Annotated in this window: 26 protein-coding genes; all 26 read left to right on the forward strand. The window is 46.9% G+C overall.

All coding sequences use genetic code 11. The annotated features are described in order from the left end of the window. Nucleotides 1-135: 135 nt before the first annotated feature. The 26 genes from recG to topA all read left to right on the forward strand — a co-directional run bounded on the left by recG (nt 136) and on the right by topA (nt 25697). Nucleotides 136-2184, forward strand: coding sequence for an ATP-dependent DNA helicase RecG (recG, locus tag AOT13_RS08920; protein ID WP_003251816.1), 2049 nt, complete (start codon nt 136-138; stop codon nt 2182-2184). An 89-nt stretch (nt 2185-2273) separates the two neighbouring features. Continuing rightward, the gene (gene fapR, locus AOT13_RS08925; protein ID WP_013401279.1) at nt 2274-2870 is read left to right on the forward strand and encodes a transcription factor FapR; all 597 of its coding nucleotides are present in this window, start codon (nt 2274-2276) and stop codon (nt 2868-2870) included. Continuing rightward, nucleotides 2854-3843, forward strand: a complete 990-nt coding sequence (gene plsX / locus AOT13_RS08930; RefSeq protein WP_003251812.1) for a phosphate acyltransferase PlsX — start codon at nt 2854-2856, stop codon at nt 3841-3843. The genes fapR and plsX overlap by 17 nt, the downstream gene beginning before the upstream one ends. A gap of 14 nt (nt 3844-3857) precedes the next feature. After that, a complete protein-coding gene (gene fabD / locus AOT13_RS08935) occupies nt 3858-4799 on the forward strand; it encodes an ACP S-malonyltransferase (protein WP_013401278.1) in 942 nt (313 codons plus the stop codon). Between the two features lie 3 nt (nt 4800-4802). Then, a complete protein-coding gene (fabG, locus tag AOT13_RS08940) occupies nt 4803-5543 on the forward strand; it encodes a 3-oxoacyl-[acyl-carrier-protein] reductase (protein ID WP_013401277.1) in 741 nt (246 codons plus the stop codon). Nucleotides 5544-5614: 71 nt separating this feature from the next. Beyond that, nucleotides 5615-5848 (forward strand): acyl carrier protein, encoded by a 234-nt coding sequence (locus AOT13_RS08945; RefSeq protein ID WP_003251806.1) that lies wholly within the window; start codon nt 5615-5617, stop codon nt 5846-5848. A gap of 143 nt (nt 5849-5991) precedes the next feature. Then, nucleotides 5992-6732: a ribonuclease III gene (gene rnc / locus AOT13_RS08950; RefSeq protein ID WP_003251804.1), complete on the forward strand. Its 741-nt coding sequence runs from the start codon at nt 5992-5994 to the stop codon at nt 6730-6732. A gap of 93 nt (nt 6733-6825) precedes the next feature. Continuing rightward, nucleotides 6826-10389 (forward strand): chromosome segregation protein SMC, encoded by a 3564-nt coding sequence (gene smc / locus AOT13_RS08955; protein WP_013877217.1) that lies wholly within the window; start codon nt 6826-6828, stop codon nt 10387-10389. A gap of 21 nt (nt 10390-10410) precedes the next feature. Continuing rightward, a complete protein-coding gene (ftsY, locus tag AOT13_RS08960) occupies nt 10411-11403 on the forward strand; it encodes a signal recognition particle-docking protein FtsY (protein WP_003251800.1) in 993 nt (330 codons plus the stop codon). Between the two features lie 121 nt (nt 11404-11524). Next, nucleotides 11525-11857: a putative DNA-binding protein gene (locus AOT13_RS08965; protein ID WP_003251798.1), complete on the forward strand. Its 333-nt coding sequence runs from the start codon at nt 11525-11527 to the stop codon at nt 11855-11857. 14 nt (nt 11858-11871) lie between these two features. Further along, nucleotides 11872-13212: a signal recognition particle protein gene (gene ffh / locus AOT13_RS08970; RefSeq protein ID WP_013401275.1), complete on the forward strand. Its 1341-nt coding sequence runs from the start codon at nt 11872-11874 to the stop codon at nt 13210-13212. Nucleotides 13213-13306: 94 nt separating this feature from the next. Next, complete coding sequence (gene rpsP, locus AOT13_RS08975) at nt 13307-13579, forward strand: 30S ribosomal protein S16 (RefSeq protein WP_003251796.1); 273 nt, start codon at nt 13307-13309, stop codon at nt 13577-13579. 14 nt (nt 13580-13593) lie between these two features. Then, entirely contained in the window at nt 13594-13830 is a 237-nt protein-coding gene (locus tag AOT13_RS08980) for a KH domain-containing protein (protein ID WP_003251793.1), read from the forward strand. Nucleotides 13831-13882: 52 nt separating this feature from the next. Continuing rightward, nucleotides 13883-14269 carry a YlqD family protein gene (locus tag AOT13_RS08985; protein WP_013877215.1) on the forward strand — a complete coding sequence of 129 codons (387 nt, stop codon included), beginning with the start codon at nt 13883-13885 and terminating at the stop codon, nt 14267-14269. A 21-nt stretch (nt 14270-14290) separates the two neighbouring features. After that, nucleotides 14291-14809 carry a ribosome maturation factor RimM gene (gene rimM / locus AOT13_RS08990; RefSeq protein ID WP_013401273.1) on the forward strand — a complete coding sequence of 173 codons (519 nt, stop codon included), beginning with the start codon at nt 14291-14293 and terminating at the stop codon, nt 14807-14809. Continuing rightward, nucleotides 14809-15543 carry a tRNA (guanosine(37)-N1)-methyltransferase TrmD gene (trmD, locus tag AOT13_RS08995; protein ID WP_167542278.1) on the forward strand — a complete coding sequence of 245 codons (735 nt, stop codon included), beginning with the start codon at nt 14809-14811 and terminating at the stop codon, nt 15541-15543. The genes rimM and trmD overlap by 1 nt, the downstream gene beginning before the upstream one ends. Before the next feature lie 137 nt (nt 15544-15680). Continuing rightward, on the forward strand, nt 15681-16028 hold the full coding sequence (gene rplS, locus AOT13_RS09000; RefSeq protein ID WP_003251786.1) for a 50S ribosomal protein L19: 348 nt from the start codon (nt 15681-15683) through the stop codon (nt 16026-16028). A 99-nt stretch (nt 16029-16127) separates the two neighbouring features. Then, nucleotides 16128-16679, forward strand: a complete 552-nt coding sequence (gene lepB, locus AOT13_RS09005) for a signal peptidase I (protein WP_003251784.1) — start codon at nt 16128-16130, stop codon at nt 16677-16679. Nucleotides 16680-16692: 13 nt separating this feature from the next. Beyond that, nucleotides 16693-17544: a ribosome biogenesis GTPase YlqF gene (gene ylqF, locus AOT13_RS09010; RefSeq protein WP_370468036.1), complete on the forward strand. Its 852-nt coding sequence runs from the start codon at nt 16693-16695 to the stop codon at nt 17542-17544. A 75-nt stretch (nt 17545-17619) separates the two neighbouring features. After that, on the forward strand, nt 17620-18426 hold the full coding sequence (locus tag AOT13_RS09015) for a ribonuclease HII (RefSeq protein ID WP_042383315.1): 807 nt from the start codon (nt 17620-17622) through the stop codon (nt 18424-18426). Next, the gene (locus AOT13_RS09020) at nt 18413-20008 is read left to right on the forward strand and encodes a hypothetical protein (RefSeq protein WP_042383313.1); all 1596 of its coding nucleotides are present in this window, start codon (nt 18413-18415) and stop codon (nt 20006-20008) included. Before AOT13_RS09015 ends, AOT13_RS09020 begins: the two co-directional genes overlap by 14 nt. Next, entirely contained in the window at nt 20005-20283 is a 279-nt protein-coding gene (locus tag AOT13_RS09025) for an EscU/YscU/HrcU family type III secretion system export apparatus switch protein (RefSeq protein ID WP_003251776.1), read from the forward strand. Before AOT13_RS09020 ends, AOT13_RS09025 begins: the two co-directional genes overlap by 4 nt. 120 nt (nt 20284-20403) lie before the next feature. After that, the gene (gene sucC, locus AOT13_RS09030) at nt 20404-21564 is read left to right on the forward strand and encodes an ADP-forming succinate--CoA ligase subunit beta (RefSeq protein ID WP_003251774.1); all 1161 of its coding nucleotides are present in this window, start codon (nt 20404-20406) and stop codon (nt 21562-21564) included. Between the two features lie 17 nt (nt 21565-21581). After that, the gene (gene sucD / locus AOT13_RS09035) at nt 21582-22484 is read left to right on the forward strand and encodes a succinate--CoA ligase subunit alpha (RefSeq protein ID WP_003251771.1); all 903 of its coding nucleotides are present in this window, start codon (nt 21582-21584) and stop codon (nt 22482-22484) included. Nucleotides 22485-22637: 153 nt separating this feature from the next. After that, nucleotides 22638-23531, forward strand: coding sequence for a DNA-processing protein DprA (gene dprA, locus AOT13_RS09045; RefSeq protein ID WP_042383310.1), 894 nt, complete (start codon nt 22638-22640; stop codon nt 23529-23531). Between the two features lie 90 nt (nt 23532-23621). Then, nucleotides 23622-25697, forward strand: coding sequence for a type I DNA topoisomerase (topA, locus tag AOT13_RS09050; protein ID WP_042383308.1), 2076 nt, complete (start codon nt 23622-23624; stop codon nt 25695-25697). The last annotated feature ends 13 nt before the right edge of the window (nt 25698-25710 follow it).

Genomic DNA, 25710 nt, shown 5'->3' on the forward strand with positions numbered 1-25710 from the left:
ATTGCCGGCCATTCAGCGCCAAGCGGTCAGCAGCAGACTGGCGCTTTCTAGCATGAAGCCGGATCATTGATAACGAAAAGAAACTGCACAAGGAGGGTTAGCAGCAAACGCCGTTTGGCGTTTCAGCTAATAGCCGTGAATCGTGAATTGCAACAACCCGTTACAGCAATAAAGGGAATTGGCGAAGAAACGAGCGAAGCGCTCCGGGAAATGGGGATTACCACCATTGAGGAATTGCTCATGCACGTTCCGTACCGCTATGAAGATTATGAAGTAAAAGATTTGGCGGAAGTGAAGCATGACGAAAAAGTAACGGTTGAAGGGAAGGTTTATAGCGAGCCTTCTCTTACATATTATGCGAAAAAAAAATCACGCCTGGCGTTTCGCTTGCTTGTCGGGCGGTATTTAATTACCGTCGTTTGCTTCAACCGTCCTTATTTAAAGCAAAAATTATCCATCAACGATACGGTTACGGTCAGCGGAAAATGGGACCGGCACCGCCAAACGATTACAGCCAATGAATTGAAAATGGGAGCACTGCCGCAAAAGCGGGAGTTGGAACCGGTTTATTCCGTCCGCGGATCTGTCACGGTGAAAGGAATGCGGCGTTTTATCCAGCTGGCTTTAACGCAATACGGTGAAGCCATTATCGATCCGCTTCCGTTGTCGATGCGGCAAACGTACCGGCTTATTTCGAAGCAAGAAGCGATTCGGGCCATCCATTTCCCGCGTTCCCATGAAGAATTGAAACAGGCGAGACGCCGGCTTGTATACGAAGAGTTTTTGCTTTTTCAATTGAAGATTCATGCGCTGCGCAAGGTGCAGAGGGAGCATTCGCAAGGAATCGCTCACTCGTTTTCGCCGGAAAAATTGCATGATTTTATCGATCGGCTGCCATTTCCGCTGACAAAAGCGCAACAGCGCGTCGTTCGCGAAATATTAACAGATATGCAATCGCCGTACCGCATGAACCGTCTTCTGCAAGGAGATGTTGGTTCAGGGAAAACGGTCGTTGCCGCGATTGTATTATATGCCGCTGTTTTGTCCGGCTATCAAGGGGCGCTTATGGTGCCGACGGAAATTTTAGCGGAGCAGCATGCCCAGTCATTGCAAACATTATTCGCGCCGACCGATGTTACCGTGGCGTTGTTGACAAGCTCTGTGAAAGGAAAAAGAAGAAAGGAGATTTTAGAGCAGCTTGCTTGTGGAACGATTGATATTGTTGTTGGAACGCACGCGCTTATTCAGGAAGAAGTCAATTTCCAAAAGCTTGGCTTAGTCATTACAGACGAACAACATCGCTTTGGGGTGGAACAGCGCCGGATTTTGCGCGAAAAAGGGCAAGCGCCTGACGTGCTGATGATGACGGCGACGCCGATTCCGAGAACGCTTGCGATTACTGCGTTTGGCGAAATGGACGTATCGGTGATTGATGAAATGCCGGCTGGAAGAAAAAAAGTGCAGACGTATTGGGTAAAGCATCATATGTTTGAACGCGTCCTTGACTTTATGGAAAAAGAAATTCAAAAAGGGCGGCAAGCATATGTCATATGTCCGCTTATTGAGGAATCAGAAAAATTGGATGTGCAAAATGCGATTGATGTCCACAGCATGTTGACACATTATTATAGAGGAAAATATAACATCGGGCTGATGCACGGGCGCCTTTCTTCAGAGGAAAAAGAAGAAGTGATGAAAGCGTTCAGCGAAAACCGTATCCAAGTATTAGTTTCGACAACAGTTGTCGAAGTCGGCGTCAATGTGCCAAACGCTACAGTTATGGTGATTTATGATGCGGAGCGGTTTGGGCTGGCGCAGCTGCATCAATTGCGCGGGCGGGTCGGCCGCGGCGATGAACAGTCGTACTGTATTTTAATCGCCGATCCAAAATCAGAAACAGGAAAAGAGCGCATGCGCATTATGACGGAAACAACGGACGGATTCGTACTTTCCGAAAAAGATTTGCAATTGCGCGGCCCGGGCGATTTTTTTGGCACAAAGCAAAGCGGCATGCCGGAATTTAAATTTGGAGACGTCGTACATGATTATCGCATTTTGGAAGTAGCGCGCAACGATGCAGCGAAGCTGGTCCAGTCTGCCGCTTTTTGGCGCGATGAGCCGTATCAATGGCTGCGCCTTTATTTGCATGAGTCCGGTGTGCTAGACGGAGAGAAATTAGATTGAAGAACCTTTGTTTTTTTGCTTGCAATCTTTTTTTAAGGATTATATACTACTGTTAGTACCTAGTCATAAAAACGGACGGTGTAAGAAAGATGCGGAAAAGCAAACGTGAGCGACAAAGGCTGTTGCAAGAGACGATTCAAAAAAATCCGTTTATTACCGATGAAGAATTGGCAGAAAAATTTTCTGTCAGTGTGCAGACGATCCGCTTAGATCGTTTAGAGCTGTCGATCCCTGAATTGCGGGAGCGAATTAAACATGTTGCACAACAATCGCTGGCCGATAAAGTAAGGGCGCTTCCGATTGAGGAAGTGATCGGGGAAATTATCGATATTGAGCCTGACCATAGCGCTATTTCTATTTTCGATGTGAAAGCGGAGCACGTATTTAAACGAAACCGCATTGCGCGCGGCCATCATTTGTTCGCCCAAGCCAATTCGCTTGCCGTCGCTGTCATCAATGATGAGCTTGCGCTGACAGCCAAAGCGAACATCCGCTTTACAAGACAAGTAAAAGAAAACGAGCGGGTTGTAGCGAAAGCAAAAGTGATCGGCGAAAACGAGAACGGACGGACGATTGTGGAAGTAAACAGCTACGTTGGACAAGAGCTTGTCTTTTCCGGGATATTTGAAATGTATCGTTCCAATAACGAAAAAAAGGATGGAGGCAGCAATGAAAATAGCAATTGATGCGATGGGCGGCGACCATGCGCCAAAAGAAATTGTCCTTGGCGCCGTAAAAGCTGTCCAGCACTTCTCGGATATACATATTACTCTATTAGGAGATGAAAACAAAATTCGCCCATATCTTTCAGCAGAAGATCGCATCACTGTTATTCATACCGATGAAGTGATCGAGGCAACAGATGAACCAGTGCGGGCGGTGAGAAGGAAAAAGCGTTCGTCCATGGTGCTTATGGCTGAAGAAGTGAAAGAAGGCCGCGCCGATGCTTGCATATCAGCAGGAAATACAGGCGCGCTGATGGCGGCTGGGTTATTTGTCGTCGGGCGGATTGCCGGGATCGACCGGCCGGCATTGGCGCCGACGCTTCCTACGGTTGGCGGCGAAGGATTTTTATTTTTGGATGTCGGCGCGAACGTTGATGCCCGTCCGGAACATTTGTTGCAGTACGCTTTAATGGGTGCGGTGTACGCGGAAAAAGTGCGCGGAATTTCGCGGCCGCGCGTCGGCCTGTTAAACGTCGGAACGGAAGACCAAAAGGGAAATGATGTGACCAAAAAGGCGTTTCAGCTTTTGCGGGAAACCGATCTTCATTTTATCGGTAATGTGGAAGCGCGCGATTTATTGCAGGGCGTTGCCGATGTCGTCGTCACGGACGGTTTTACTGGCAACGTTGCGTTAAAAACGATTGAAGGCACGGCCATTTCCGTTTTTTCGATGTTAAAAAATGCGTTAACAAGCAGTTTTTCAAGCAAATTAGCGGCAGCGGTGTTGAAACCGAAATTAGTCAATTTGAAAAAAACGATGGATTACGCTGAATACGGAGGAGCGGCACTGTTCGGATTAAATGCGCCTGTCATCAAAGCGCACGGCTCGTCTGATGCGAATGCGATTTTTCACGCCGTCCGTCAGGCGCGGGAAATGGTGATGAACGACATGATCACTACGATAAAAGAGGCGCTTGAACAAAATCAATCATAAAGGAAGGGAAACGCATGGGGAAAATCGCCTTTATTTTTCCGGGACAAGGATCGCAAACAGTAGGAATGGGAAAAGATGTCGCGCAAAGTGATGCCAATATTGCGGCAGTGTTTCAATCTGCGGACGAACGTCTTGGCTTTTCGCTCTCCTCGCTGATTTTCGAAGGGCCGCAAGAAACGCTGACATTAACGTACAACGCGCAGCCCGCTTTATTGACAACAAGCGTCGCGCTTCTTCAAAAAGTGAAAGAAGCCGGGATAACGGCGGATTACGTCGCCGGCCATAGCTTAGGAGAATATACGGCGCTGGTGGCTGCGGGGGCGATTTCGTTTACCGATGCGGTGTATGCGGTAAGAAAACGCGGGGAGTTTATGGAAAAAGCGGTGCCGGCAGGGGAAGGAACGATGGCGGCTGTGTTAGGGATGGATGCCGCTGCGCTTGAAGCCGTCACGAACGAAATTTCCGAACAAGGCGATCCTGTGCAGCTGGCAAATTTAAACTGCCCGGGGCAAATCGTTATTTCCGGTTCCAAAGCAGGAGTGGAAAAGGCGGGGAACCTTGCGAAAGAGCGCGGGGCAAAACGGGTGATTCCGCTTGAAGTGAGCGGTCCGTTTCACTCTTTGCTTATGAAACCGGCAGCAAGCCATTTGCAAGAGGTGCTAAACACGATTGCGATTCGCGATGCGGAAATCCCTGTCATTGCCAATGTCACCGCACAGCCGGTGGTGAAAAAAGAAGAAATTTTGCGTTTATTGATCGAGCAATTATATTCTCCTGTCCGCTGGGAGCAGTCGGTAGAAACAATGATCCGTTTAGGAGTAGATACGTTTGTTGAAATTGGTCCGGGGAAAGTGTTGTCAGGACTTGTGAAAAAAATTAGCCGCAATGTTCGTGTATACGCGGTGAACGATCTTGCGTCTTTACAAGCGACCGTTGCGGCATTGAAAGGAGAATAAACGATGTTGCAAGGAAAAGTCGCGCTTGTCACGGGAGCGTCGCGCGGCATCGGCCGGGCGATTGCGCTGGAACTGGCGCGCCAAGGAGCAAAAATAGCGGTCAATTACGCCGGCAGCGAAGCGAAGGCGAACGAAGTTGTCGGAGAAATTAAAAACATGGGCGGGGAAGCGTTCGCGATTCAGGCGGACGTAGCCGATGCCCAAGCCGTTGAACAGATGGTTAAAACGGTATTAGAACGGTTTGAACGCATCGATATTTTAGTGAACAACGCCGGCATCACCCGCGACAATTTATTAATGCGCATGAAAGAAGAAGAATGGGATGACGTGATTAATATTAATTTAAAAGGGGTATTTAACTGCACGAAAGCAGTGACGCGCCCGATGATGAAACAACGGTACGGCCGCATCGTGAACATCGCTTCCGTCGTCGGCGTCATGGGGAATCCGGGGCAAGCAAACTATGTCGCCGCGAAAGCCGGCGTCATTGGGTTGACAAAAACGGCGGCTCGGGAGCTGGCAAGCCGCAATATTACCGTCAATGCAGTTGCCCCTGGATTTATTACGACCGATATGACCGAGCGCCTTAGCGAAGAAATAAAATCGGAAATGTTAAAACAAATTCCGCTTGCCCGCTTTGGCGAACCGGAAGATGTCGCAAAAGTCGTTGCTTTCCTCGTATCGGATGCGGCCAGCTATATGACGGGGCAAACGCTTCATGTTGACGGTGGAATGGTCATGTAAAACAGGTTTTTGAAATAGCCGCTAGTATTTTCAAGGCGAATCTACTATAATCATGAAGGGAGGTGAATGCAATGGCAGACGTATTAGAGCGTGTTACGAAAATCATCGTCGACCGTTTAGGTGTCGAAGAATCCCAAGTAACATTGGATGCTTCTTTCAAAGATGATCTTGGTGCTGATTCCCTTGATATCGTGGAACTTGTGATGGAATTGGAAGATGAATTTAATATGGAAATTTCGGATGAAGAGGCTGAAAAAATTGTCACAGTTGGAGATGCTGTGAACTACATAAAAAGCCACATGTAATTATTGCAAGAGAAAAGTCCCGTTCAAAAACGGGGCTTTCTATGCTTTTTATCGGTGTAGCGCAAGGATGAACGGATATAATAGTATAAAAGCATTGCTTTTTACATATATTTCGCGTGGAGGAAGTCGGAGGGCCTTAATGTATGTCAAAACAAAAAGATAAGGAACGTATCAATGAAAAAAGGAGAGCCAAGTTTAAGGAATTGCAAAAAAAAATCGGCATTTTTTTTACGAATGAAAAACTTCTCATTCAAGCTTTTACCCATTCATCGTATGTGAATGAGCATCGGAAACGGCCGCATGAAGATAATGAACGGCTTGAATTTTTAGGCGATGCGGTGCTTGAGCTTACCGTTTCGCAATATTTGTTTAAAAAATTCCCCCATATGAGCGAAGGGGAATTGACAAAACTGCGCGCGGCGATCGTATGTGAACCATCGCTTGTGAAGTTTGCCAACGCCTTATCATTCGGTGAACTCGTGCTTTTAGGAAAAGGGGAAGAGCTGACAGGGGGAAGAACAAGACCGGCGCTGCTCGCTGACGTGTTTGAAGCGTTTATCGGCGCGCTTTACTTAGACAAAGGAATGGATGCGGTCATGCAATTTTTGGGACAAACGATTTTCCCAAAAATTGATGAAGGTGCTTTTTCTCATGTGATGGATTTTAAAAGCCAATTGCAAGAACTTGTTCAACGCGATGGCATCGGCGTGCTGGAATATAGCATTTTAGAAGAGAAAGGGCCGGCGCACAATAAAGAATTTGTCTCGCGCGTTTCGTTGAACGGACAAGAGCTTGGCATCGGTGTCGGAAAGTCCAAAAAAGAGGCGGAACAACACGCGGCGCAAATGGCACTGCAAAAGCTAAAAACGGTGGTGAAAGAATAAGGGGGGCTGGCTCTCTGGATATAGTCAGCCCTTCTTCCGGCTTTTATGCTATAGTGGTGGTATAACAAAGGAAGATTGTGAGGCGGGGTACGAATGTTCCTCAAACGGTTGGATATTATCGGATTTAAATCGTTTGCTGATCGGGTATCTATTGAATTTGTTCCCGGAGTGACGGCGGTCGTCGGTCCAAACGGGAGCGGAAAAAGCAATATTACTGACGCGATTCGCTGGGTGCTTGGCGAACAGTCGGCAAAATCGCTGCGCGGCGCGAAAATGGAAGATATTATTTTTGCCGGCAGTGATTCCCGCAAACCGCTGAATGTCGCAGAAGTGACGATCACTCTCGATAACGAAGATCAATTTTTGCCGCTCGATTATCAGGAAGTCAGCATCACGCGGCGTGTTTACCGCTCGGGAGAAAGCGAATTTTTCATCAACAAACAACCGTGCCGCTTAAAAGATATTGTTGACTTGTTCATGGATTCCGGCCTCGGAAAAGAAGCGTTTTCCATTATCGGACAAGGGCGCGTCGAAGAAATTTTAAGCAGCAAACCGGAAGAAAGACGCGCCATTTTTGAAGAGGCAGCCGGTGTGCTAAAGTATAAAATCCGCAAGAAAAAAGCGGAAAACAAGCTTGCCGAAACGCAAGAAAACTTGCACCGCGTGAGCGACATTTTACATGAGCTGGAGCAGCAGCTGGAGCCGCTGAAAATGCAGGCATCCATTGCCAAAGATTATTTGGAAAAGCGCGATGAACTGGAAAGATTTGAAGTGGCGCTGATGGTGTATGACATTGAACAATTGCATCAGCAATGGACATCGTTAAAGCAACTGCTCGCGCAGCATCAAAACGACGAAATACAGCTTTCCACCGCACTGCAAAAAGAGGAAGCAGAAATCGAGCAGCTTCGCGACCACATTACGGCGCTGGATGAGTCGATTGACGGCCTTCAGCAAGTATTGCTTGTTGCGAGCGAAGAATTGGAAAAGCTTGAAGGAAAAAAAGAAGTATTAAAAGAACGAAAGAAAAATGCCGCTCAATATAAAAAGCAGCTCGAAGATACGATCACATCTCTTACGGAAAAAAAAGAACGCCTTGAACAAGCGCTGGCGCGTGAGCATGAACATCTTTCCGCGCTAAAGCAGGCGGTTTCTGAGATACAAGCGGAATTGAGCGAAAAGCAAGCCTCTCTTTCCGCTTATAACGCGAACATCGAAGAAAAAATCGAGCAGTTAAAAAGCGATTATATCGAATTAGTTCATGAACAAGCATCGCTGAAAAACGAACGTTCCCATTTGCAAACATTGCTGGAAAAATTGCAAGCCAAACAAACAGCGCTTGCCGAAGAAAACCGCAAATATTTGGACGAGCGCAAATATCTCAAAGAACAATACGCAAAACTAGACGAAAAGCGCCAGCAAATAGAAAAAATGCTGCAGCAAAAGGAAACGCTCCTGCGGCAAAAAACAGATGAACTCGCGGCGATGAAAGCCGATTTGGAAAAGAAAGAATCACTGCTTTATCAAGCATACCAATATTTGCAGCAAACGAAATCGCGCAAAGAAATGCTTGAAGAAATGCAGCAAGACTATGCGGGGTTTTTTCAAGGGGTAAAAGAAATATTAAAAGCGCGCGCGCAGTTTCCGGGCATTCATGGGGCCGTCGTCGAATTGATTCAAGTGCCTGACCGTTACGAAACGGCGATGGAAATTGCTCTCGGCGGCGCGATGCAGCACATCGTTGTTGAAAATGAGGAAGTGGCGCGAGAAGCGATCCGTTACTTAAAAGCACATGCGTACGGCCGCGCTACTTTTTTGCCGCTGAATGTCATGCAGCCGAAAGGGATTTCTCCCGAACAACTGGCTCTTGTTAAAGGCCATCCGGCATTTGTCGGAATTGCCAGCGAGCTGATTCAATATGACAGCACCTATCGTTCAGTGATTGCCCATTTGCTTGGAAACGTGATAATCACGACCGATTTAAAAGGGGCGAACGAGCTGGCGCGCTTGCTTCACTACCGTTACCGTCTTGTCACGCTTGACGGCGATGTCGTGAGCCCGGGCGGCGCGATGACCGGCGGAGGGACCGCGAAAAAAACGAATTCGCTGTTAAGCAGAAGCCGCGAATTAGAAACGATTACGGCAAAGCTCCGTGAAATGGAAGAGAAAACGGAGCAGCTTGAACGCTTTGTGCAAACGAAAAAGAAGGAGATCCAAAAGGAAGAAGCGGCATCGCTTGCGCTGCGCCAGCAAGTTGAGGAGGAGCGTTTTGCCCTGCAAGAAGTCAAAAGCGAATTGCGCGAAGTAGAATTGCGGGAGAAAAACATGAACGAACGCCTCGCACTCTATGATCATGAAAAAGCGCATGATGAACAAGAAGCAAAGCAAATGGAGGAAAAACTAACGGCAATTGAAGCGCAGCTTCGCGGCTTAGATGAAAAATTGCAAGAAATTGACCGGACGATTGAAGCATTGCAAGCGCAAAAGCAGACGGAGCAAACGTCCAAAGAAGCGCTGCAAACAGCGATGACTGAACAAAAAATTGTCCTTGCCGAGACAAAGCAGCGCTTAAACAACGCGCAAGAAAAAGTAGAGCAGCTCAACGCTGAGCGGGCGGATACAGACAGGCAGTTGCAGACAGCCAAACAGGAACTCGCTCTTCTGATCGAAGAAATGAACGCCAGCCATTCCGGAGAAGAAGAATTGGAGAAAATGCGGCAAAAAAAAGCGCAAGACAAACAAAAAACGATTGAGCTGATTGCCAGCCGCCGCGAACAGCGCTTGCAATATCAGGCAAAGCTTGAGCATTTGGAACGAGAATGGAAAGAGAAAAAGCGGCAGCATAAACAGCTTGCCGATATCGTGAAAGATGAAGAAGTAAAATTGAACCGCCTTGACGTTGAGCTTGAAAACTTGCTGAACCGTCTTCGCGAAGAATACATGCTTTCGTTTGAGGCGGCGAAAAAAGCGTATCCGCTGACGGTCGATGTGCAGGAAGCGCGAAAAAAAGTGAAGCTCATTAAACGGGAGATCGATGAACTGGGGACGGTAAACGTGGGCGCAATTGACGAATATGAGCGGATATCGGAGAGATATCAATTTTTAACGGAGCAAAAAGCGGATCTTCAGCAGGCAAAAGAAACGCTTCATCAAGTGATAGATGAGATGGACCAGGAAATGAAAAAACGGTTTTTGTCCACGTTTGAACATATCCGTTCCCACTTTCGCGACGTGTTCCGCCAGCTGTTTGGCGGCGGAAGCGCTGACTTGCGCCTGACGGACCCGGCCGATTTGCTCGAAACGGGCATTGAAATCGTCGCACAGCCGCCCGGGAAAAAACTGCAACAGTTAAGCTTGCTTTCCGGCGGGGAACGGGCGTTAACGGCGATTGCGCTATTGTTCGCGATTTTAAAAGTGCGCCCTGTTCCGTTTTGCGTGCTTGACGAGGTGGAAGCGGCGCTGGATGAGGCGAACGTGCACCGCTATGCCCAATATTTGAAACAATTCAGCGACCAGACGCAATTTATCGTCATCACCCACCGGAAAGGAACGATGGAAGAAGCGGACGTGCTATATGGCGTGACGATGCAGGAATCGGGCGTATCCAAACTCGTTTCCGTGCGCTTGGAAGATTCAAAGCAACTCGTAAAGTCGTAATGGAGAAAGGATGGCGTCGATATGAGCTTTTTCAAAAAGCTGAAAGAAAAAATTACAAAACAAACGGACTCGGTGACGGAAAAGTTTAAGCAAGGGCTTGCGAAAACGCGCGATTCGTTCGCCGGGCGCGTCAATGATTTAATCGCCCGCTACCGCAAAGTCGATGAGGAGTTTTTTGAAGAACTCGAAGAAATTTTGATTGGCGCCGATGTCGGCGTGACAACCGTCATGGAGCTTGTCGATGAGCTGAAAATGGAAGTGAAGCGCCGCAACATTCAAAACCCGCAAGAAATGCAAGCCGTCATTTCCGAAAAGCTTGTGGAGATTTACCGCGGCGGTGATGACAAGCCGGCCGAATTAAATATCCAAGAAGACGGTTTAACCGTTATTTTGTTTGTCGGTGTGAACGGCGTCGGAAAAACGACGACGATCGGCAAGCTCGCCCATAAGCTGAAGTCGGAAGGAAAGACGGTGATGCTGGCGGCGGGAGACACGTTCCGCGCCGGAGCGATTGAGCAGCTGGAAGTATGGGGAGAGCGCGTCGGTGCGGAAGTCATTAAACAAACGGCTGGCTCCGACCCGGCAGCCGTGATATATGACGCGATCCAAGCGGCAAAAGCGCGCGGTGCCGACGTGCTTTTATGCGATACGGCAGGACGCTTGCAAAATAAAGTCAATTTAATGAAAGAGCTCGAAAAAGTAAAACGCGTTATCGAGCGGGAAATTCCGGGGGCGCCGCATGAAGTGCTGCTTGTGCTTGATGCGACAACAGGGCAAAATGCGATGAGCCAAGCGAAAACGTTTAAAGAAGCGACAAACGTTACCGGCATTGTATTGACCAAGCTCGATGGCACAGCGAAAGGCGGAATCGTGCTGGCGATCCGCAACGAGCTGCATATCCCGGTGAAATTTGTCGGGCTTGGCGAAAAAGTGGATGACTTGCAGCCATTTGATCCGGAGCAATACGTATACGGTTTGTTTGCCGATTTATTGGAAGAGAACAACGAGAAGTAAAATCGGGTAGAAGACAACTACCCGATTTTTTTGTAAAGATAAAATCTTGACATCACACATAAAAAAGGATACACTAATCATCTGTAAAGGTGTTTCACTTAACAAGTGAGGAGGGAGTTTCATGATCGAAAAAACGATGAGAATGAACTATTTATACGATTTTTATCAAGCGCTGCTGACGCCAAAACAGCGCAGCTATATGTCGCTTTATTATTTAGACGATTACTCCCTCGGCGAAATTGCAGAGCAGTATGAAGTCAGCCGCCAGGCTGTTTATGATAATATAAAACGAACGGAAGCGATGCTGGAAGAATATGAAAAAAAATTATCGCTCTTTCAGAAGTTCCAAAAGCGGAAACAGCTGATGAATGAACTGAAAGATTATGTTTTGCAGAAATATGGAAATGACCAACAGCTGTTTCATATTATTAAAGAGTTAGAAGAATTGGAATAAGGAGGTGAAAACAGATGGCGTTTGAAGGGTTGTCGGAACGTTTGCAAAGCGTCATGAGCAAAATCCGCGGAAAAGGAAAAGTGACAGAAGCGGATGTGAAAGAAATGATGCGCGAAGTTCGCCTTGCGCTTCTTGAGGCAGACGTCAATTTTAAGGTAGTCAAAGATTTTGTCAAACGGGTGAGCGAGCGCGCAGTCGGGCAGGAAGTGCTAAAAAGCTTAACGCCGGGGCAGCAAGTCATCAAAGTGGTGAAAGAAGAGCTGACCGAGCTGATGGGCGGAGAACAAAGCAAAATTGCCGTTGCCAGCCGCCCGCCGACCGTGATTATGATGGTTGGCCTGCAAGGCGCCGGAAAAACGACGACGACAGGAAAATTAGCGAATTTGCTGCGAAAACGGTATAACCGCAACCCGATGTTAGTCGCAGCCGATATTTACCGTCCGGCGGCGATAAAGCAGCTTGAAACGCTTGGCAAACAGCTGAATATGCCGGTTTTCTCTCTTGGCGATCAAGTCAGCCCTGTGGAAATTGCCAAGCAGGCAATCGAAAAAGCAAAGGAAGAACATTACGACTATGTGCTTATCGATACGGCCGGGCGCCTTCACATTGATGAAACGTTAATGGATGAATTAAAGCAAATGAAAGAAATCGCGAAACCGGACGAAATTTTCCTTGTTGTCGATGCGATGACAGGGCAAGACGCGGTAAACGTCGCGCAAAGTTTCCATGAACAGCTCGGCATTACTGGTGTCATTCTTACCAAACTCGATGGCGATACGCGCGGCGGGGCGGCACTTTCGATTCGGGCGGTTACCAACACGCCGATTAAATTCGTCGGAATGGGCGAAAAGCTTGACGCGCTCGAGCCGTTTCATCCGGAGCGCATGGCTTCGCGCATTTTAGGAATGGGCGATGTGCTTACACTTATTGAAAAAGCGCAGGCCGCCGTCGATGAAGAAAAAGCGAAAGAGCTTGAACAAAAAATGCGCACCGCCACGTTCACGCTCGATGATTTTTTAGAGCAGCTCGGGCAAGTGCGCAAACTCGGGCCGCTTGACGAAATTTTAAAAATGATCCCGGGTTTCCATAAAATCAAAGGCTTGAACAATTTGCAAATTGATGAAAAGCAAATTAGCCGCGTTGAAGCGATTATCCGCTCGATGACGAAAGAAGAAAAAATGCATCCGGAAATTATTAACGGCAGCCGGAAAAAGCGGATTGCCAAAGGAAGCGGGACTTCTGTCCAAGAAGTCAACCGGCTTCTCAAACAGTTCGATGAAATGAAAAAGATGATGAAAATGATGACAAATATGCCGAAAGGAAAGAAAAAGGGATTTAAATTCCCGTTTATGTAGAAGATGATGTGTTAAGAAAAAACACTTTACAAACTGCATGATTATTGTTAATATACTATCTTGTGTGAACTATTTACGGAGGTGCTTAAATAAAATGGCAGTAAGAATTCGTTTAAAACGCATGGGCGCGAAGAAAAAACCTTTCTATCGCATTGTAGTAGCGGACTCTCGTTCTCCGCGCGACGGACGTTTCATTGAAACAATCGGTACGTATAATCCTCTTACGGAGCCAGCGGAAATCAAAATCGACGAAGAACTCGCGCTGAAATGGCTGCAAAATGGCGCAAAACCGTCCGATACGGTCCGCAACCTTTTGTCCAAACAAGGCATTTTAGAGAAGTTTCATAACTTAAAATACGGCAAATAATGTCTGTGATGCACATGAAACCATTAATCGAAACGATCGTACAAGCGCTTGTCGATCATCCTGAATCGGTTTTGGTGACAAGCATCGAGGATGAACGGGCAATCACCTACAAATTGTCTGTGCACAAAGAAGACATTGGCAAGGTGATTGGCAAACAAGGCCGCACGATTCACGCGATTCGCACAGTCGTATATGCTGCGGCGGCGCGCCAGCCGAAACGCGTGATCGTGCAAGTGGATGAAAAAGGGTGAGGGCAGTTTTCCTCTCCCTTTTTCTATATTCGTTCTCGTTAGGAGTGACGTTATGAAAATTATCCAAACGATCGAAGTGCGGCAAATCGTCACCGAAAAAAGCAAGCAAGCGCTTCGTGAAGCATTTTTGGCACAAAAACAACAGCTGATGCGGGAATGCGAGCAGCTTCGTTTTGAGCAAAAACGTCTCGAAAAAACCGGAAAATATTCTTCTTCCCTTCTTAAGCAATATTTCTCCAAAGAAATGGATACAAGATTAGAGAAAATAAAACTTCTTGACTTCCAGCTCGAACAATTACATATTTTGCCGTTAGGCAGTGAGCTAAAAGAGCGGGAAGTGCAAGCGCTTATTGACGTCCAAGTCGGTGACAAATGGGAAAATGTCATTTCCCAGCGCGCCATTATTATTGAAGACGGCATTATCAAAGAAATCCGCTAAGAAGGGGTGGACAGAAAGAGAATGGAAAAGTGGTTTAATGTTGGAAAAATCGTGAATACGCACGGCATTCGCGGCGAAGTGCGCGTGATTTCCCGCACCGATTTTCCGGAGGAACGTTATAAAAAAGGAAATACGTTATATATTTTTATGGAAAAATCGCAAGAACCGATCGAAGTCATCGTCAAAAGCCACCGTGTTCATAAGTCATTCGATTTGCTTTCATTTGAAGGATATGACAACATCAACCTTGTCGAAAAATTTAAAGGCGCGATGCTGAAAGTTCCGGAAAGCCAACTTGGTGAGTTAAACGAAGGAGAATATTATTTCCATGAAATTATTGGCTGCACGGTTGTTACCGAAGAAGGAGAAACGGTCGGGACGGTGAGCGAAATTTTAACGCCGGGCGCCAACGACGTATGGGTGGTGAAACGGAATAACGGCAAAGAAGCCCTTATTCCGTATATAGAGGATATTGTGAAAAACGTCGATGTAGAAGCGAAAATCATTACTATCCGCCCGATGGAAGGGCTGCTTGAATGATGAAAATCGATATATTGACATTATTTCCTAATATGTTTACAGGTGTGTTCAGTGAGTCGATTTTAAAAAAAGCCCAAGAAAAGAAAGCTGTTTCGCTGAATGTGATTAATTTCCGCGATTTCGCCGATAACAAACATAAAACGGTCGATGATTATCCGTACGGCGGCGGGGCGGGAATGGTGCTAAAACCGCAGCCGATTTTTGACGCGGTTGCCCATGTGACAAAAGATTCTGAGCGACCGCGCATCATCTTGCTTTGCCCGCAAGGGGAGCGGTATACGCAGAAAAAAGCGGAAGAGCTGGCGAAAGAGGAGCACTTGGTGTTGATTTGCGGCCATTATGAAGGCTATGATGAACGGATTCGCGAATATTTAGTAACCGATGAAATTTCGATCGGGGATTACGTATTAACAGGCGGGGAATTAGGAGCGATGGTCATTGTCGACAGTGTCGTCCGGCTGCTTCCGGGCGTGCTTGGCAACGAAGCTTCCCCTGTGCATGACTCGTTTAGCTCCGGGTTGCTCGAGCATCCGCATTACACGCGCCCCGCTGATTTCCGCGGCATGAAAGTTCCTGATGTGCTTTTATCAGGGAATCACCGCCTTATCGAAGAATGGCGCGAAAAACAATCGTTAAAGCGGACGTTTTTGCGCCGCCCGGATTTGCTTGAAAACTACCCGCTGACAGAAAAGCAAAAACGATGGATCGAAGAGTGGAAAAAAGAAAAACAGTAGCTATTGCGCATGATACAAGTTTATGCTACTATATTCCTTGTGCAACTTAAGCGATTTGCTTAAGCGAGGAAAACGATGTTCCGCTGCAATGATGAAAAAGCATTGTCATGAACATCTGTTGGAAGGAGTGGAAAATGATGCATCATTTAATTCAAGAAATTACGAAAGAACAATTGCGGACAGATTTACCGGATTTCCGTCCTGGTGACACAGTGCGTGTTCATGTGAAAGTCATCGAAGGAAACCGCGAGCGCATCCAAGTGTTTGAAGGCGTCGTCATTAAACGTCGCGGCGCAGGGATTAGCGAAACATTCACGGTCCGCAAAGTGTCTTACGGTGTTGGCGTAGAGCGCACTTTCCCAGTGCATACACCGAAAATTGCGAAATTAGAAGTGGTTCGCCGCGGTAAAGTACGTCGCGCGAAATTGTATTATTTGCGCCAACTTCGCGGCAAAGCAGCACGCATTAAAGAAAACGTTCAATAATGAACATAGTGACCCGGGGAAAAGGAGCTTGATGGCAAGCTCCTTTTTTCACATCCCTTGTCGTTATGCCATAATAGCCAAAGATTAGGTGGGAGAATGATGGAAAAGAAAAAAAGTGAATTGCGGGAATGGTTAAAAGCAATCGTCATCGCCGTTTTGCTTGCGGGCGGCATTCGTTATTTTATTTTTGCGCCGATTATTGTGGACGGTCTGTCGATGATGCCGACTCTTCATAATCATGATCGGATGATCGTCAACAAGCTTTCTTACAAAATCGGCACACCGCAGCGGTTTGATATTATCGTCTTTCATGCCGAAGAAGGAAAAGACTATATTAAGCGGGTGATCGGTTTGCCGGGTGACCATATCGAATATAAAAACGATACGTTATATGTCAACGGTAAACCGTACGAAGAACCGTACTTGGACAAATATAAAAAACAAGTGGTGGATGGCCCGCTGACGGAACCGTTTACTTTGGAAGAAATCACTGGGCGAAAAACGGTGCCAAAAGGGTATTTGTTTGTTTTGGGCGACAATCGCCGCTTTAGCAAAGACAGCCGCCACATTGGGTTTATACCGATGGAGAAAGTCGTCGGAAAAGCCAGTATCGTTTATTGGCCGCTTTCTGACGCACGTTTTGTAAAATAACAGCAATAAGGTGATGCATATGACGATTCAATGGTTTCCAGGCCATATGGCGAAGGCAAAGCGCGAAGTGCAGGAAAAACTGAAACTGATCGATATCGTTTTTGAATTGCTCGATGCGCGCATTCCCATGTCGTCAAGAAATCCGATGATTAACGAAATTCTCGGAAACAAGCCTCGCATCGTTTTGTTAAACAAAGCGGATATGGCGGATGAAGCGGCCACGCAGCAATGGATTGCCTACTTCCAACAGCAGCAGTTGCGCGCATTAGCGATCGATGCGCAAACTGGCACAGGAATCAAACAAATTGTTGCGGTGTCCAAAGAGATGCTGAAAGACAAATTTGCGAAAATGGCAGCGAAAGGAATAAAAAACCCTCGCCCAATGCGCGCGCTTATTGTTGGGATTCCGAATGTCGGAAAATCGACGCTGATTAATCGCCTTGCCGGAAGAAATATAGCAAAAACAGGCGATAAACCGGGGGTCACGAAAGCGCAGCAGTGGATTAAAGTTGGCAAAGAAATGGAACTTCTTGATACGCCGGGAATTTTATGGCCGAAGTTTGAAGAGGAAGAAGTCGGGCTGAAGCTTGCCACCACCGGCGCCATTAAAGATACGATTTTAAATTTGCAAGATGTTGCTGTTTATGCGCTCAATTTTTTGAAACAGCATTATCCGGAACGGTTAAAGGAACGCTATTCGCTTGATGACATTCCGGAAGAAATCGCAGAACTGTTTGCTGCGATTGGCAGACGGCGCGGCTGTCTCGTCAGCGGTGGGGCAGTTGACTATGATAAAGTCGCGGAAATCGTGCTTCACGATATTCGTACAGAAAGATTAGGGAGAATTAGTTTTGAAACGCCATAAAAGCCCGCGAAATGAATCGGGCTTTATTTTTTTGCCGGGATGCCGATATAAATATTAAAGAGAGGGACAGAAGAAGTGAATCAATATACCGTCAAAGAGATACAGGCATTATTGCAACAAATCAACGATGAGCACGATCCGTTATTGCACGAGATTGCGCAAGATGAGCGAAAAAGCGTGCAGCGGCTTGTTGCGCGCTGGCATAAGCAAAAGCGGCAAGAAGAACAAGCGAAAAAACAATGGCAAGAAATGTCGCGCTATGAGCGGCAGCTGTTTGCACAAGGCATCAAGTACATAGCTGGCATTGATGAAGCAGGGCGCGGACCGCTTGCCGGCCCGGTTGTTGCCGCGGCGGTCATCCTGCCGAAAGACGCGTATATACCAGGGTTAAACGACTCGAAAAAACTGTCGGAAGCAAAGCGGGAAACGTTATTTCACATGATTCAATCGTGCGCGATTTCGATCGGCATCGGTGTCGTCACCGCTGCGGAAATCGATGAAATCAACATTTATGAAGCGACGAAAAAAGCGATGATCAAAGCGGTTGAACAACTTTCGCCAAAACCGGATTACTTATTAGTGGACGCAATGACGCTTCCGATCCCAATGCCGCAACAAAGCATCGTCAAAGGAGACGCCAATAGCGTTTCCATTGCGGCAAGTTCCGTGATCGCCAAAGTGACGCGCGACCATTTTATGAAACAGCTGGCAAAGCGGTATCCGCAATATGGGTTTGAAAAAAACATGGGATACGGCACCGCCCAGCATTTAGAAGCGATTCGCACATACGGCACCATTGATGAACACCGCCTTTCTTTTTCCCCGATAAAAGAAATGATAAAAATGAAGAAAGAAGGAGAGCAGTATGATGAACCGCGTTGACAAAACGCTGCCGATCTTTCCGACCGGTGATGCGGCACGTGAGCGGTTCCGCCACGGACAAGTCGTCTTTGGAAAAATCGAAAGGATACAAGGGGAAGGCGAAAAAGAAAAACTTGCGCTTGTTCGTGTCGGAAATGAAATCGTAACAGCGCGGCTACGCACTCCTTTGCAAGCAGGGAAGCAATATTTATTTGAAGTCGTGGCCGAAAACGATACAATCTATTGGAAAATCATTGATAAAGAGGGGGGGAATCATCCATTCCCTTCCTCCGATGTCGATGAAGCGGCGCAATATTTGATCCGAAAATGGAAACTGCCAAATGACGCGCATTCTTTTCTCCGTTTTGTGCTTCAAGAAAAACTACCGATTGCTAAAGAAGATATAGAAAAAGCGGTTCAGTGGATCGGGCAATTAGAAGACAAACAAAAAGGCTGGGAAACTTTCCGCTACATGTTTGTCCGGCGCTTTCCGCTTACGAAGGATATTTTCACCTCATTGTTGGCGGTGCAAAACGACGCGCCGCTTTTTCGGCAATTGCAAACTGCCGAAAGACAGTTAGCGTCTTTGCCGCCGGAACAGCAGACAAACTCGTTACAAACATTGCGCCGTTATTTGCAAAACATAATGAACAGCCCGAAAAACGCGTATGAGGTTCTTGTGAAATTGCTTGCATCATTGCAGCAGCCCGAACGAAAGGCAGCGCTGCAGCTGTTAAGCAAGCTCGGTTTGTCTTCGCTGCAAAACAATTTAAGTTCTGAACAGCTAATGAAACTGCAAGATGCCGTACACAACGGGGATTTGCAGCAAGCAAGGCAATATTTGCAGTCATTGTTTCCAGCCTTTGAAGAACAGCCATTTTTGGAACGTTTTCAGATGCTTTACGCATCATATGCGGACGGTTCCCTTGCGGAGGAAGAACAGCGGCTTTTTTCCGCGATATTAACACAATCCGACCGTCATGTTGCTTCATCCGTTTTTCATGCGCTGAAAGAAGCGCTCGAGAAGCTCGGGTTTCAGCATGAGGCAAATATACGCCTGGCGCTGGAAACAAAAACGCCTGCAGAGACGACGATGACGTCGTTGAAACCGCTTCTGCTGCAGGCATTAGAAAACATCCATGAACCAGAGTTAAAAGAAACATTGCAGACGCTTCTGCATCATATAACCGGCCAGCAGCTATTATCCAAAGCCGAAGGGCCGCTGCAGCATCTATTTTTGCAAATTCCGGTTCAGCTTGGCGAACATCGGACAGATGTCGCGATTTACTGGCAAGGGAAACGGCAAAAAAATGGGAAAATTGATCCGGATTATTGCCGCATCATGTTTTATTTCTATTTGGACAACTTGAAAGAAACAGTAGTCGACGTGCGTATACAACAACGCATTGTCCATGTTTCCGTCATCAACGACACTCCGCATTTGCCTGCTGTCGCAACCGCTTTTCAACCAATGCTGAAAGAGCGGCTTGAGGAGCACGGGTATACGCTGTCCGTGTTGAAAGTCGAAACGCCAAAACAAAAAAAGGCGCCTGTGGATTTTGTTTTTGCACAACGCTATAGCGGGGTGGATTACCGCATATGAAAAACGAAAAAAAACAAGCGGTGGCGCTTTCCTATGATGCGAACATCCATGAAGCCCCGGTGGTGGTCGCCAAAGGAAAAGGGCATGTGGCCGAGGCGATCATCGATGCCGCTAAACAACATGGGATTCCGATCCAAGAAGATCCGTCGCTCGTCCAATTATTGAGCGAATTGGAAATAAACGAAGTTATTCCTGAGGATTTGTACCGTCTTGTCGCCGAGGTGTTTGCGTTTATTTACCGTTTGGACAAACAGGCAAAGGATCATAGTAACTGAAAATGTTTTCCCTTTTGAAATTTTTCAATTTTATGTCGAAATGGTGGACAATGTGGAAAATATCATTATAAAATGAAAACGCTAGAACTTTTTTAGTTTTGTATACTAGGAGGTTGGCGCATGAATATTCATGAATATCAAGCAAAAGAAATCCTCAGAAACTACGGCGTTAGCGTGCCGAACGGCCGCGTAGCGTTTACTGTGGAGGAAGCGGTGGAGGCGGCAAAAGAATTAGGAAGCCCTGTTTGCGTCGTGAAAGCGCAAATTCACGCCGGCGGGCGCGGAAAAGCCGGAGGGGTAAAAGTAGCGAAAAGCTTGGATGAAGTTCGTACATATGCGAGCGAACTGTTAGGGAAAGTGCTTGTTACGCATCAAACGGGCCCGGAAGGAAAAGAAGTTAAGCGCTTGCTTATTGAAGAAGGCTGCGACATAAAAAAAGAATATTACATCGGTTTTGTTGTTGACCGCGCAACTTCGCGCGTCGTATTGATGGGCTCGGAAGAAGGAGGAACTGAAATCGAAGAAGTGGCGGCAAAAACGCCGGAGAAAATTTTTAAAGAGTACATCGATCCAGCGGTAGGTTTGCAAGCGTTTCAAGCGCGCCGTTTAGCGTTCAACATCAACATTCCGAAAGAGCTTGTGAATCAGGCTGCTAAATTTATGTTGGGGCTTTACCAAGTGTTTGTCGAAAAAGACTGCTCGATCGCGGAAATCAATCCGCTTGTCGTGACAGGCGACGGCAAAGTCATGGCATTGGATGCGAAATTAAACTTTGATTCAAACGCACTGTACCGCCATAAAGACATTTTAGAGTACCGCGATTTAGATGAAGAAGATCCGAAAGAAGTCGAAGCGTCGAAATATGATTTAAACTATATCGCGCTTGACGGGAACATCGGCTGCATGGTTAACGGCGCCGGTTTGGCGATGGCAACGATGGATATCATCAAATATTACGGCGGCGAGCCGGCCAACTTCTTGGACGTCGGCGGCGGCGCAACGACGGAAAAAGTGACGGAAGCGTTTAAAATCATCCTTTCTGATCCGAAAGTAAAAGGAATTTTCGTCAACATTTTCGGCGGCATTATGAAGTGCGATGTCATCGCAAACGGGATCGTTGAAGCAACGAAGCAAGTCGGCTTAAATCTTCCGCTCGTCGTCCGCCTGGAAGGGACGAACGTAGAATTAGGGAAAAAGATTTTGCAAGAATCGGGCTTAAATATTGTTGCTGCTGAATCGATGGCAGACGGCGCCCAAAAAATCGTCGAGTTAGTACGTTAAGAAGGTGAGGGAGAAACGTGAGCGTTTTTATTAATAAAGATACAAAAGTGATCGTACAAGGGATTACAGGTTCACAAGGATTATTCCATACAAAACAAATGATTGAGTACGGCACGAAAATTGTCGGCGGCGTAACGCCGGGAAAAGGCGGAACAGAAATCGAAGGAGTGCCGGTGTTTAACACTGTTTCTGAAGCAGTGGAAAAAACGGGAGCGAACGCTTCTGTCATTTACGTTCCGCCAGCATTTGCCGCTGACGCGATTATGGAAGCGGTTGATGCGGAATTAGACCTTGTCGTTTGCATTACTGAAGGAATTCCGGTTTTGGACATGGTGAAAGTCAAACGCTACATGGAAGGAAAGAAAACCCGCCTCATCGGGCCAAACTGCCCGGGCGTCATCACGCCGGAAGAATGCAAAATCGGCATCATGCCAGGCTACATTCATAAAAAAGGCCACGTCGGCATCGTTTCCCGCTCTGGAACGTTAACGTACGAAGCGGTTCATCAATTGACACAAGCCGGCATCGGCCAGTCGACAGCGGTCGGCATCGGCGGCGATCCTGTTAACGGCACAAACTTCATTGATGTGTTAAAGGCGTTTAACGAAGATGAAGAAACATATGCCGTCATTATGATTGGCGAAATCGGCGGCACGGCCGAAGAAGAAGCAGCAGAATGGGTAAAAGCAAACATGAAAAAACCGGTTGTCGGCTTTATCGGCGGCCAAACGGCACCTCCAGGAAAACGGATGGGACATGCTGGCGCGATTATTTCCGGCGGCAAAGGAACGGCAGCGGAAAAAATTAAGAAAATGAACGAATGCGGCATTAAAGTTGCCGAAACGCCGGCGGTCATCGGTGAAACATTAATTGCTGTATTGAAAGAACGAGGGCTTTACGAAAAATGCAAAACGCATTAACAGGCATCGTCCCGCATCATTTTTCATGCGGGACGATTTTCTTTTCTTGTTTTCTGTTGTATTTGCTTGTTGGTTTGGCGGTGTGCCTTGCAAAATGCGCATGCCACCATGGTTTTGTGAAACTTTTGAAACAAAAACAGAAAGGAAGATATGATGTACTCATCAGTTCGTGAGCGTCTCATCCATCTTCATCATTGCCGCGGGGCAAGTTGGAAAACCATTCATCGGTTATTTCGCATCGATCCTACCTTCGCTTCTGTATTCACTCTTCCATCCTCTGTGCTGCAAACATATATCCCCTTACCGCTGCAACGATATTCCCTCTTTTTCAAAGATTTACATTCCCTTCATATTCAAAGTATGATAAAAACATATAAGGATAACCATATTCACGCCATCACGATTTTTGACTCCGACTACCCACCTTTGTTAAAACATATTTACGAGCCACCATGGGTGTTATACGCGAAAGGGGACCTTCATCTTTTGTCGTCATTAAAAATGATTAGCATTGTTGGCACGAGACAGCCGACAAAAGAAGGAATCAAATCATTGCGACGATTAATTCCGCCGCTTGTGGCTGACGGCTGGATCATTGTCAGCGGCCTTGCGGCTGGCATCGATACGCTGGCGCACGAGATGGCCATTCAACACGGAGGAAATACGATTGCCGTCATTGCAGGAGGGGTCAATCACATATATCCAAAACAAAATCAACAACTGGCAAACCAATTGATGGACGGGCACCTTGTTTTGTCCGAACATCCTCCGCACGTGCGGCCGCAAAAGTGGCATTTTCCGCTGCGCAACCGGATTATCAGCGGAATATCGCTCGGAACGGTCGTCGTGCAGGCGAAAGAAAAAAGCGGCTCATTGATTACCGCTTCGTTGGCGTTAGAGCAAGGCAGAGAAGTGTTTGCCGTTCCCGGCCCGATTTTTTTGGAACAGTCAAAAGGACCGAACATGTTAATACAGCAAGGCGCAAAATTAGTGCATTCCGCCAACGATATAGTCGAAGAGTTTTCTTGTTTTTTTGCAAAGCAGTGAAGGAATTTTTCATATCTTGTTTGACAAATGTCATAAGAATCATTAATAATAATGAAGATTTTAAATTTACCTCTTAAGGGAGGAAGTTTGATGTCTGACTATCTTGTCATCGTGGAATCGCCGGCGAAAGCGAAAACAATTGAACGATATTTAGGAAAAAAATATAAAGTGAAAGCTTCGATGGGACACGTTCGCGATCTGCCAAAAAGCCAGATGGGCGTTGATATAAATAACGGTTATGAACCAAAGTATATCACGATTCGCGGAAAAGGACAGATTATTAAAGAGCTGAAAACAGCAGCGAAAAAAGCAAAAAAAGTGTTTCTTGCCGCAGACCCGGACCGAGAAGGGGAAGCGATTGCTTGGCATTTAGCCAATATGCTTGAACTTGACATTCATTCCGATTGCCGCGTTGTCTTTAACGAGATTACGAAAGACGCGATTAAGGAGTCATTTCAGCATCCGCGGGCGATCGATATGAATTTGGTAGACGCACAGCAAGCGCGCCGCGTGTTGGACCGGCTCGTCGGTTACAACATTAGCCCGCTGCTTTGGAAAAAGGTGAAGAAGGGCTTGAGCGCGGGGCGCGTCCAGTCCGTAGCGCTGCGTTTGATCATTGATCGCGAAAAAGAGATTAAACAATTTCAGCCGGAAGAATATTGGACGATTCAAGCGGAATTTGTGAAAGGAAACGAAACGTTTACCGCTTCTTTCTATGGAGCCGACGGGCAAAAGCTTGACTTAAAAAACGAAGCGGACGTTTCCGCGATTTTGCGGCGCATTAACGGCAATCACTTTACGGTGACATCGGTGGCAAAAAAGGAACGGAAACGAAACCCGGTGCCGCCGTTTACGACCTCTTCCTTGCAGCAAGAAGCAGCGCGGAAACTCAATTTCCGAACGAAAAAAACGATGATGATCGCCCAGCAGTTGTATGAAGGAATTGATCTTGGCAGCGAAGGAACGGTCGGATTAATCACTTATATGCGCACGGACTCGACAAGAGTGTCAGAAAGCGCGCAACAAGAAGCGCTCTCTTACATAGAAGCGACGTTTGGAAAAGAATTTGCCGCGCAAGAAAAGCGAAAAGAAAAGAAAAGTGCCAATGCGCAAGATGCGCATGAAGCGATTCGCCCGACGTCTGTGTTTCGCGACCCGGAGAAGGTAAAACCATATTTAACCCGCGATCAGTTCCGTTTGTACAAGCTGATTTGGGAACGTTTTGTCGCAAGCCAAATGGCGGCCGCACTGCTTGACACGATGAGCGTTGAGCTGGAAAATGGAGGGGTGATCTTTCGGGCAAACGGCTCGAAAGTGAAGTTTCCTGGTTTTATGAAAGTATATGTGGAAGGAACGGATGACCAAACCGATGAACAGGACCGTCTTCTTCCTGATTTACAGGAAGGAGAAACCGTTTTTAGCAAGGATATTGAACCGAAGCAGCACTTCACTCAGCCGCCTCCGCGCTACACGGAAGCACGGCTGGTGAAAACGCTAGAAGAGCTTGGCATCGGCAGGCCGTCCACGTATGCGCCGACGATTGATACGATTCAAAAGCGGAACTATGTCGTGCTTGAGAATAAACGCTTTGTTCCGACAGAACTCGGAGAAATCGTGGTAGAGCTGATTTTAGAGTTTTTCCCGGAAATTATTGATGTGGAATTTACGGCAAAAATGGAAAAAAATTTAGACGAAATTGAAGAAGGAAAAGTACAATGGGTGAAAGTGGTCGACGAATTTTACCGGGAGTTTGAAAAACGGCTGCAAATCGCGGAGAAGGAAATGAAAGAAGTTGAAATTAAAGATGAACCGGCAGGAGTCGATTGCGAAGTATGCGGCAGCCCAATGGTATATAAAATGGGGCGGTTTGGAAAATTTGTCGCTTGCTCCAATTTTCCAGAATGCCGCAACACAAAGCCGATTGTCAAAGAAATTGGCGTTAAATGCCCGAAATGCCATGAAGGCAATATTGTCGAACGCAGCAGCAAGAAAAAGCGGATTTTTTACGGATGCGACCGTTTCCCGCAATGTGATTTCGTCTCATGGGATAAGCCGCTTGCCCGCCGATGCCCGAAATGCGAAGGGATGTTAGTGGAAAAGAAATTGAAAAAAGGCGTGCAAGTGCAGTGCACATCATGCGACTACGAAGAAGAACCACAATCTTGACGAACACAGGGAG

Source organism: Parageobacillus thermoglucosidasius (assembly GCF_001295365.1).
GTDB classification, from domain to species: Bacteria; Bacillota; Bacilli; order Bacillales; family Anoxybacillaceae; genus Parageobacillus; species Parageobacillus thermoglucosidasius.

Bases quoted from the DNA above. Each gene is read 5' to 3' on its own strand.
- fapR (WP_013401279.1), top strand. From the start codon at position 2,274: ATGCGGAAAAGCAAACGTGAGCGACAAAGGCTGTTGCAAGAGACGATT.
- plsX (WP_003251812.1), top strand. From the start codon at position 2,854: ATGAAAATAGCAATTGATGCGATGGGCGGCGACCATGCGCCAAAAGAA.
- fabD (WP_013401278.1), top strand. From the start codon at position 3,858: ATGGGGAAAATCGCCTTTATTTTTCCGGGACAAGGATCGCAAACAGTA.
- fabG (WP_013401277.1), top strand. From the start codon at position 4,803: ATGTTGCAAGGAAAAGTCGCGCTTGTCACGGGAGCGTCGCGCGGCATC.
- AOT13_RS08945 (WP_003251806.1), top strand. From the start codon at position 5,615: ATGGCAGACGTATTAGAGCGTGTTACGAAAATCATCGTCGACCGTTTA.
- rnc (WP_003251804.1), top strand. From the start codon at position 5,992: ATGTCAAAACAAAAAGATAAGGAACGTATCAATGAAAAAAGGAGAGCC.
- smc (WP_013877217.1), top strand. From the start codon at position 6,826: ATGTTCCTCAAACGGTTGGATATTATCGGATTTAAATCGTTTGCTGAT.
- ftsY (WP_003251800.1), top strand. From the start codon at position 10,411: ATGAGCTTTTTCAAAAAGCTGAAAGAAAAAATTACAAAACAAACGGAC.
- AOT13_RS08965 (WP_003251798.1), top strand. From the start codon at position 11,525: ATGATCGAAAAAACGATGAGAATGAACTATTTATACGATTTTTATCAA.
- ffh (WP_013401275.1), top strand. From the start codon at position 11,872: ATGGCGTTTGAAGGGTTGTCGGAACGTTTGCAAAGCGTCATGAGCAAA.
- rpsP (WP_003251796.1), top strand. From the start codon at position 13,307: ATGGCAGTAAGAATTCGTTTAAAACGCATGGGCGCGAAGAAAAAACCT.
- AOT13_RS08980 (WP_003251793.1), top strand. From the start codon at position 13,594: ATGAAACCATTAATCGAAACGATCGTACAAGCGCTTGTCGATCATCCT.
- AOT13_RS08985 (WP_013877215.1), top strand. From the start codon at position 13,883: ATGAAAATTATCCAAACGATCGAAGTGCGGCAAATCGTCACCGAAAAA.
- rimM (WP_013401273.1), top strand. From the start codon at position 14,291: ATGGAAAAGTGGTTTAATGTTGGAAAAATCGTGAATACGCACGGCATT.
- trmD (WP_167542278.1), top strand. From the start codon at position 14,809: ATGAAAATCGATATATTGACATTATTTCCTAATATGTTTACAGGTGTG.
- rplS (WP_003251786.1), top strand. From the start codon at position 15,681: ATGCATCATTTAATTCAAGAAATTACGAAAGAACAATTGCGGACAGAT.
- lepB (WP_003251784.1), top strand. From the start codon at position 16,128: ATGGAAAAGAAAAAAAGTGAATTGCGGGAATGGTTAAAAGCAATCGTC.
- ylqF (WP_370468036.1), top strand. From the start codon at position 16,693: ATGCATATGACGATTCAATGGTTTCCAGGCCATATGGCGAAGGCAAAG.
- AOT13_RS09020 (WP_042383313.1), top strand. From the start codon at position 18,413: ATGAACCGCGTTGACAAAACGCTGCCGATCTTTCCGACCGGTGATGCG.
- AOT13_RS09025 (WP_003251776.1), top strand. From the start codon at position 20,005: ATGAAAAACGAAAAAAAACAAGCGGTGGCGCTTTCCTATGATGCGAAC.
- sucC (WP_003251774.1), top strand. From the start codon at position 20,404: ATGAATATTCATGAATATCAAGCAAAAGAAATCCTCAGAAACTACGGC.
- dprA (WP_042383310.1), top strand. From the start codon at position 22,638: ATGTACTCATCAGTTCGTGAGCGTCTCATCCATCTTCATCATTGCCGC.
- topA (WP_042383308.1), top strand. From the start codon at position 23,622: ATGTCTGACTATCTTGTCATCGTGGAATCGCCGGCGAAAGCGAAAACA.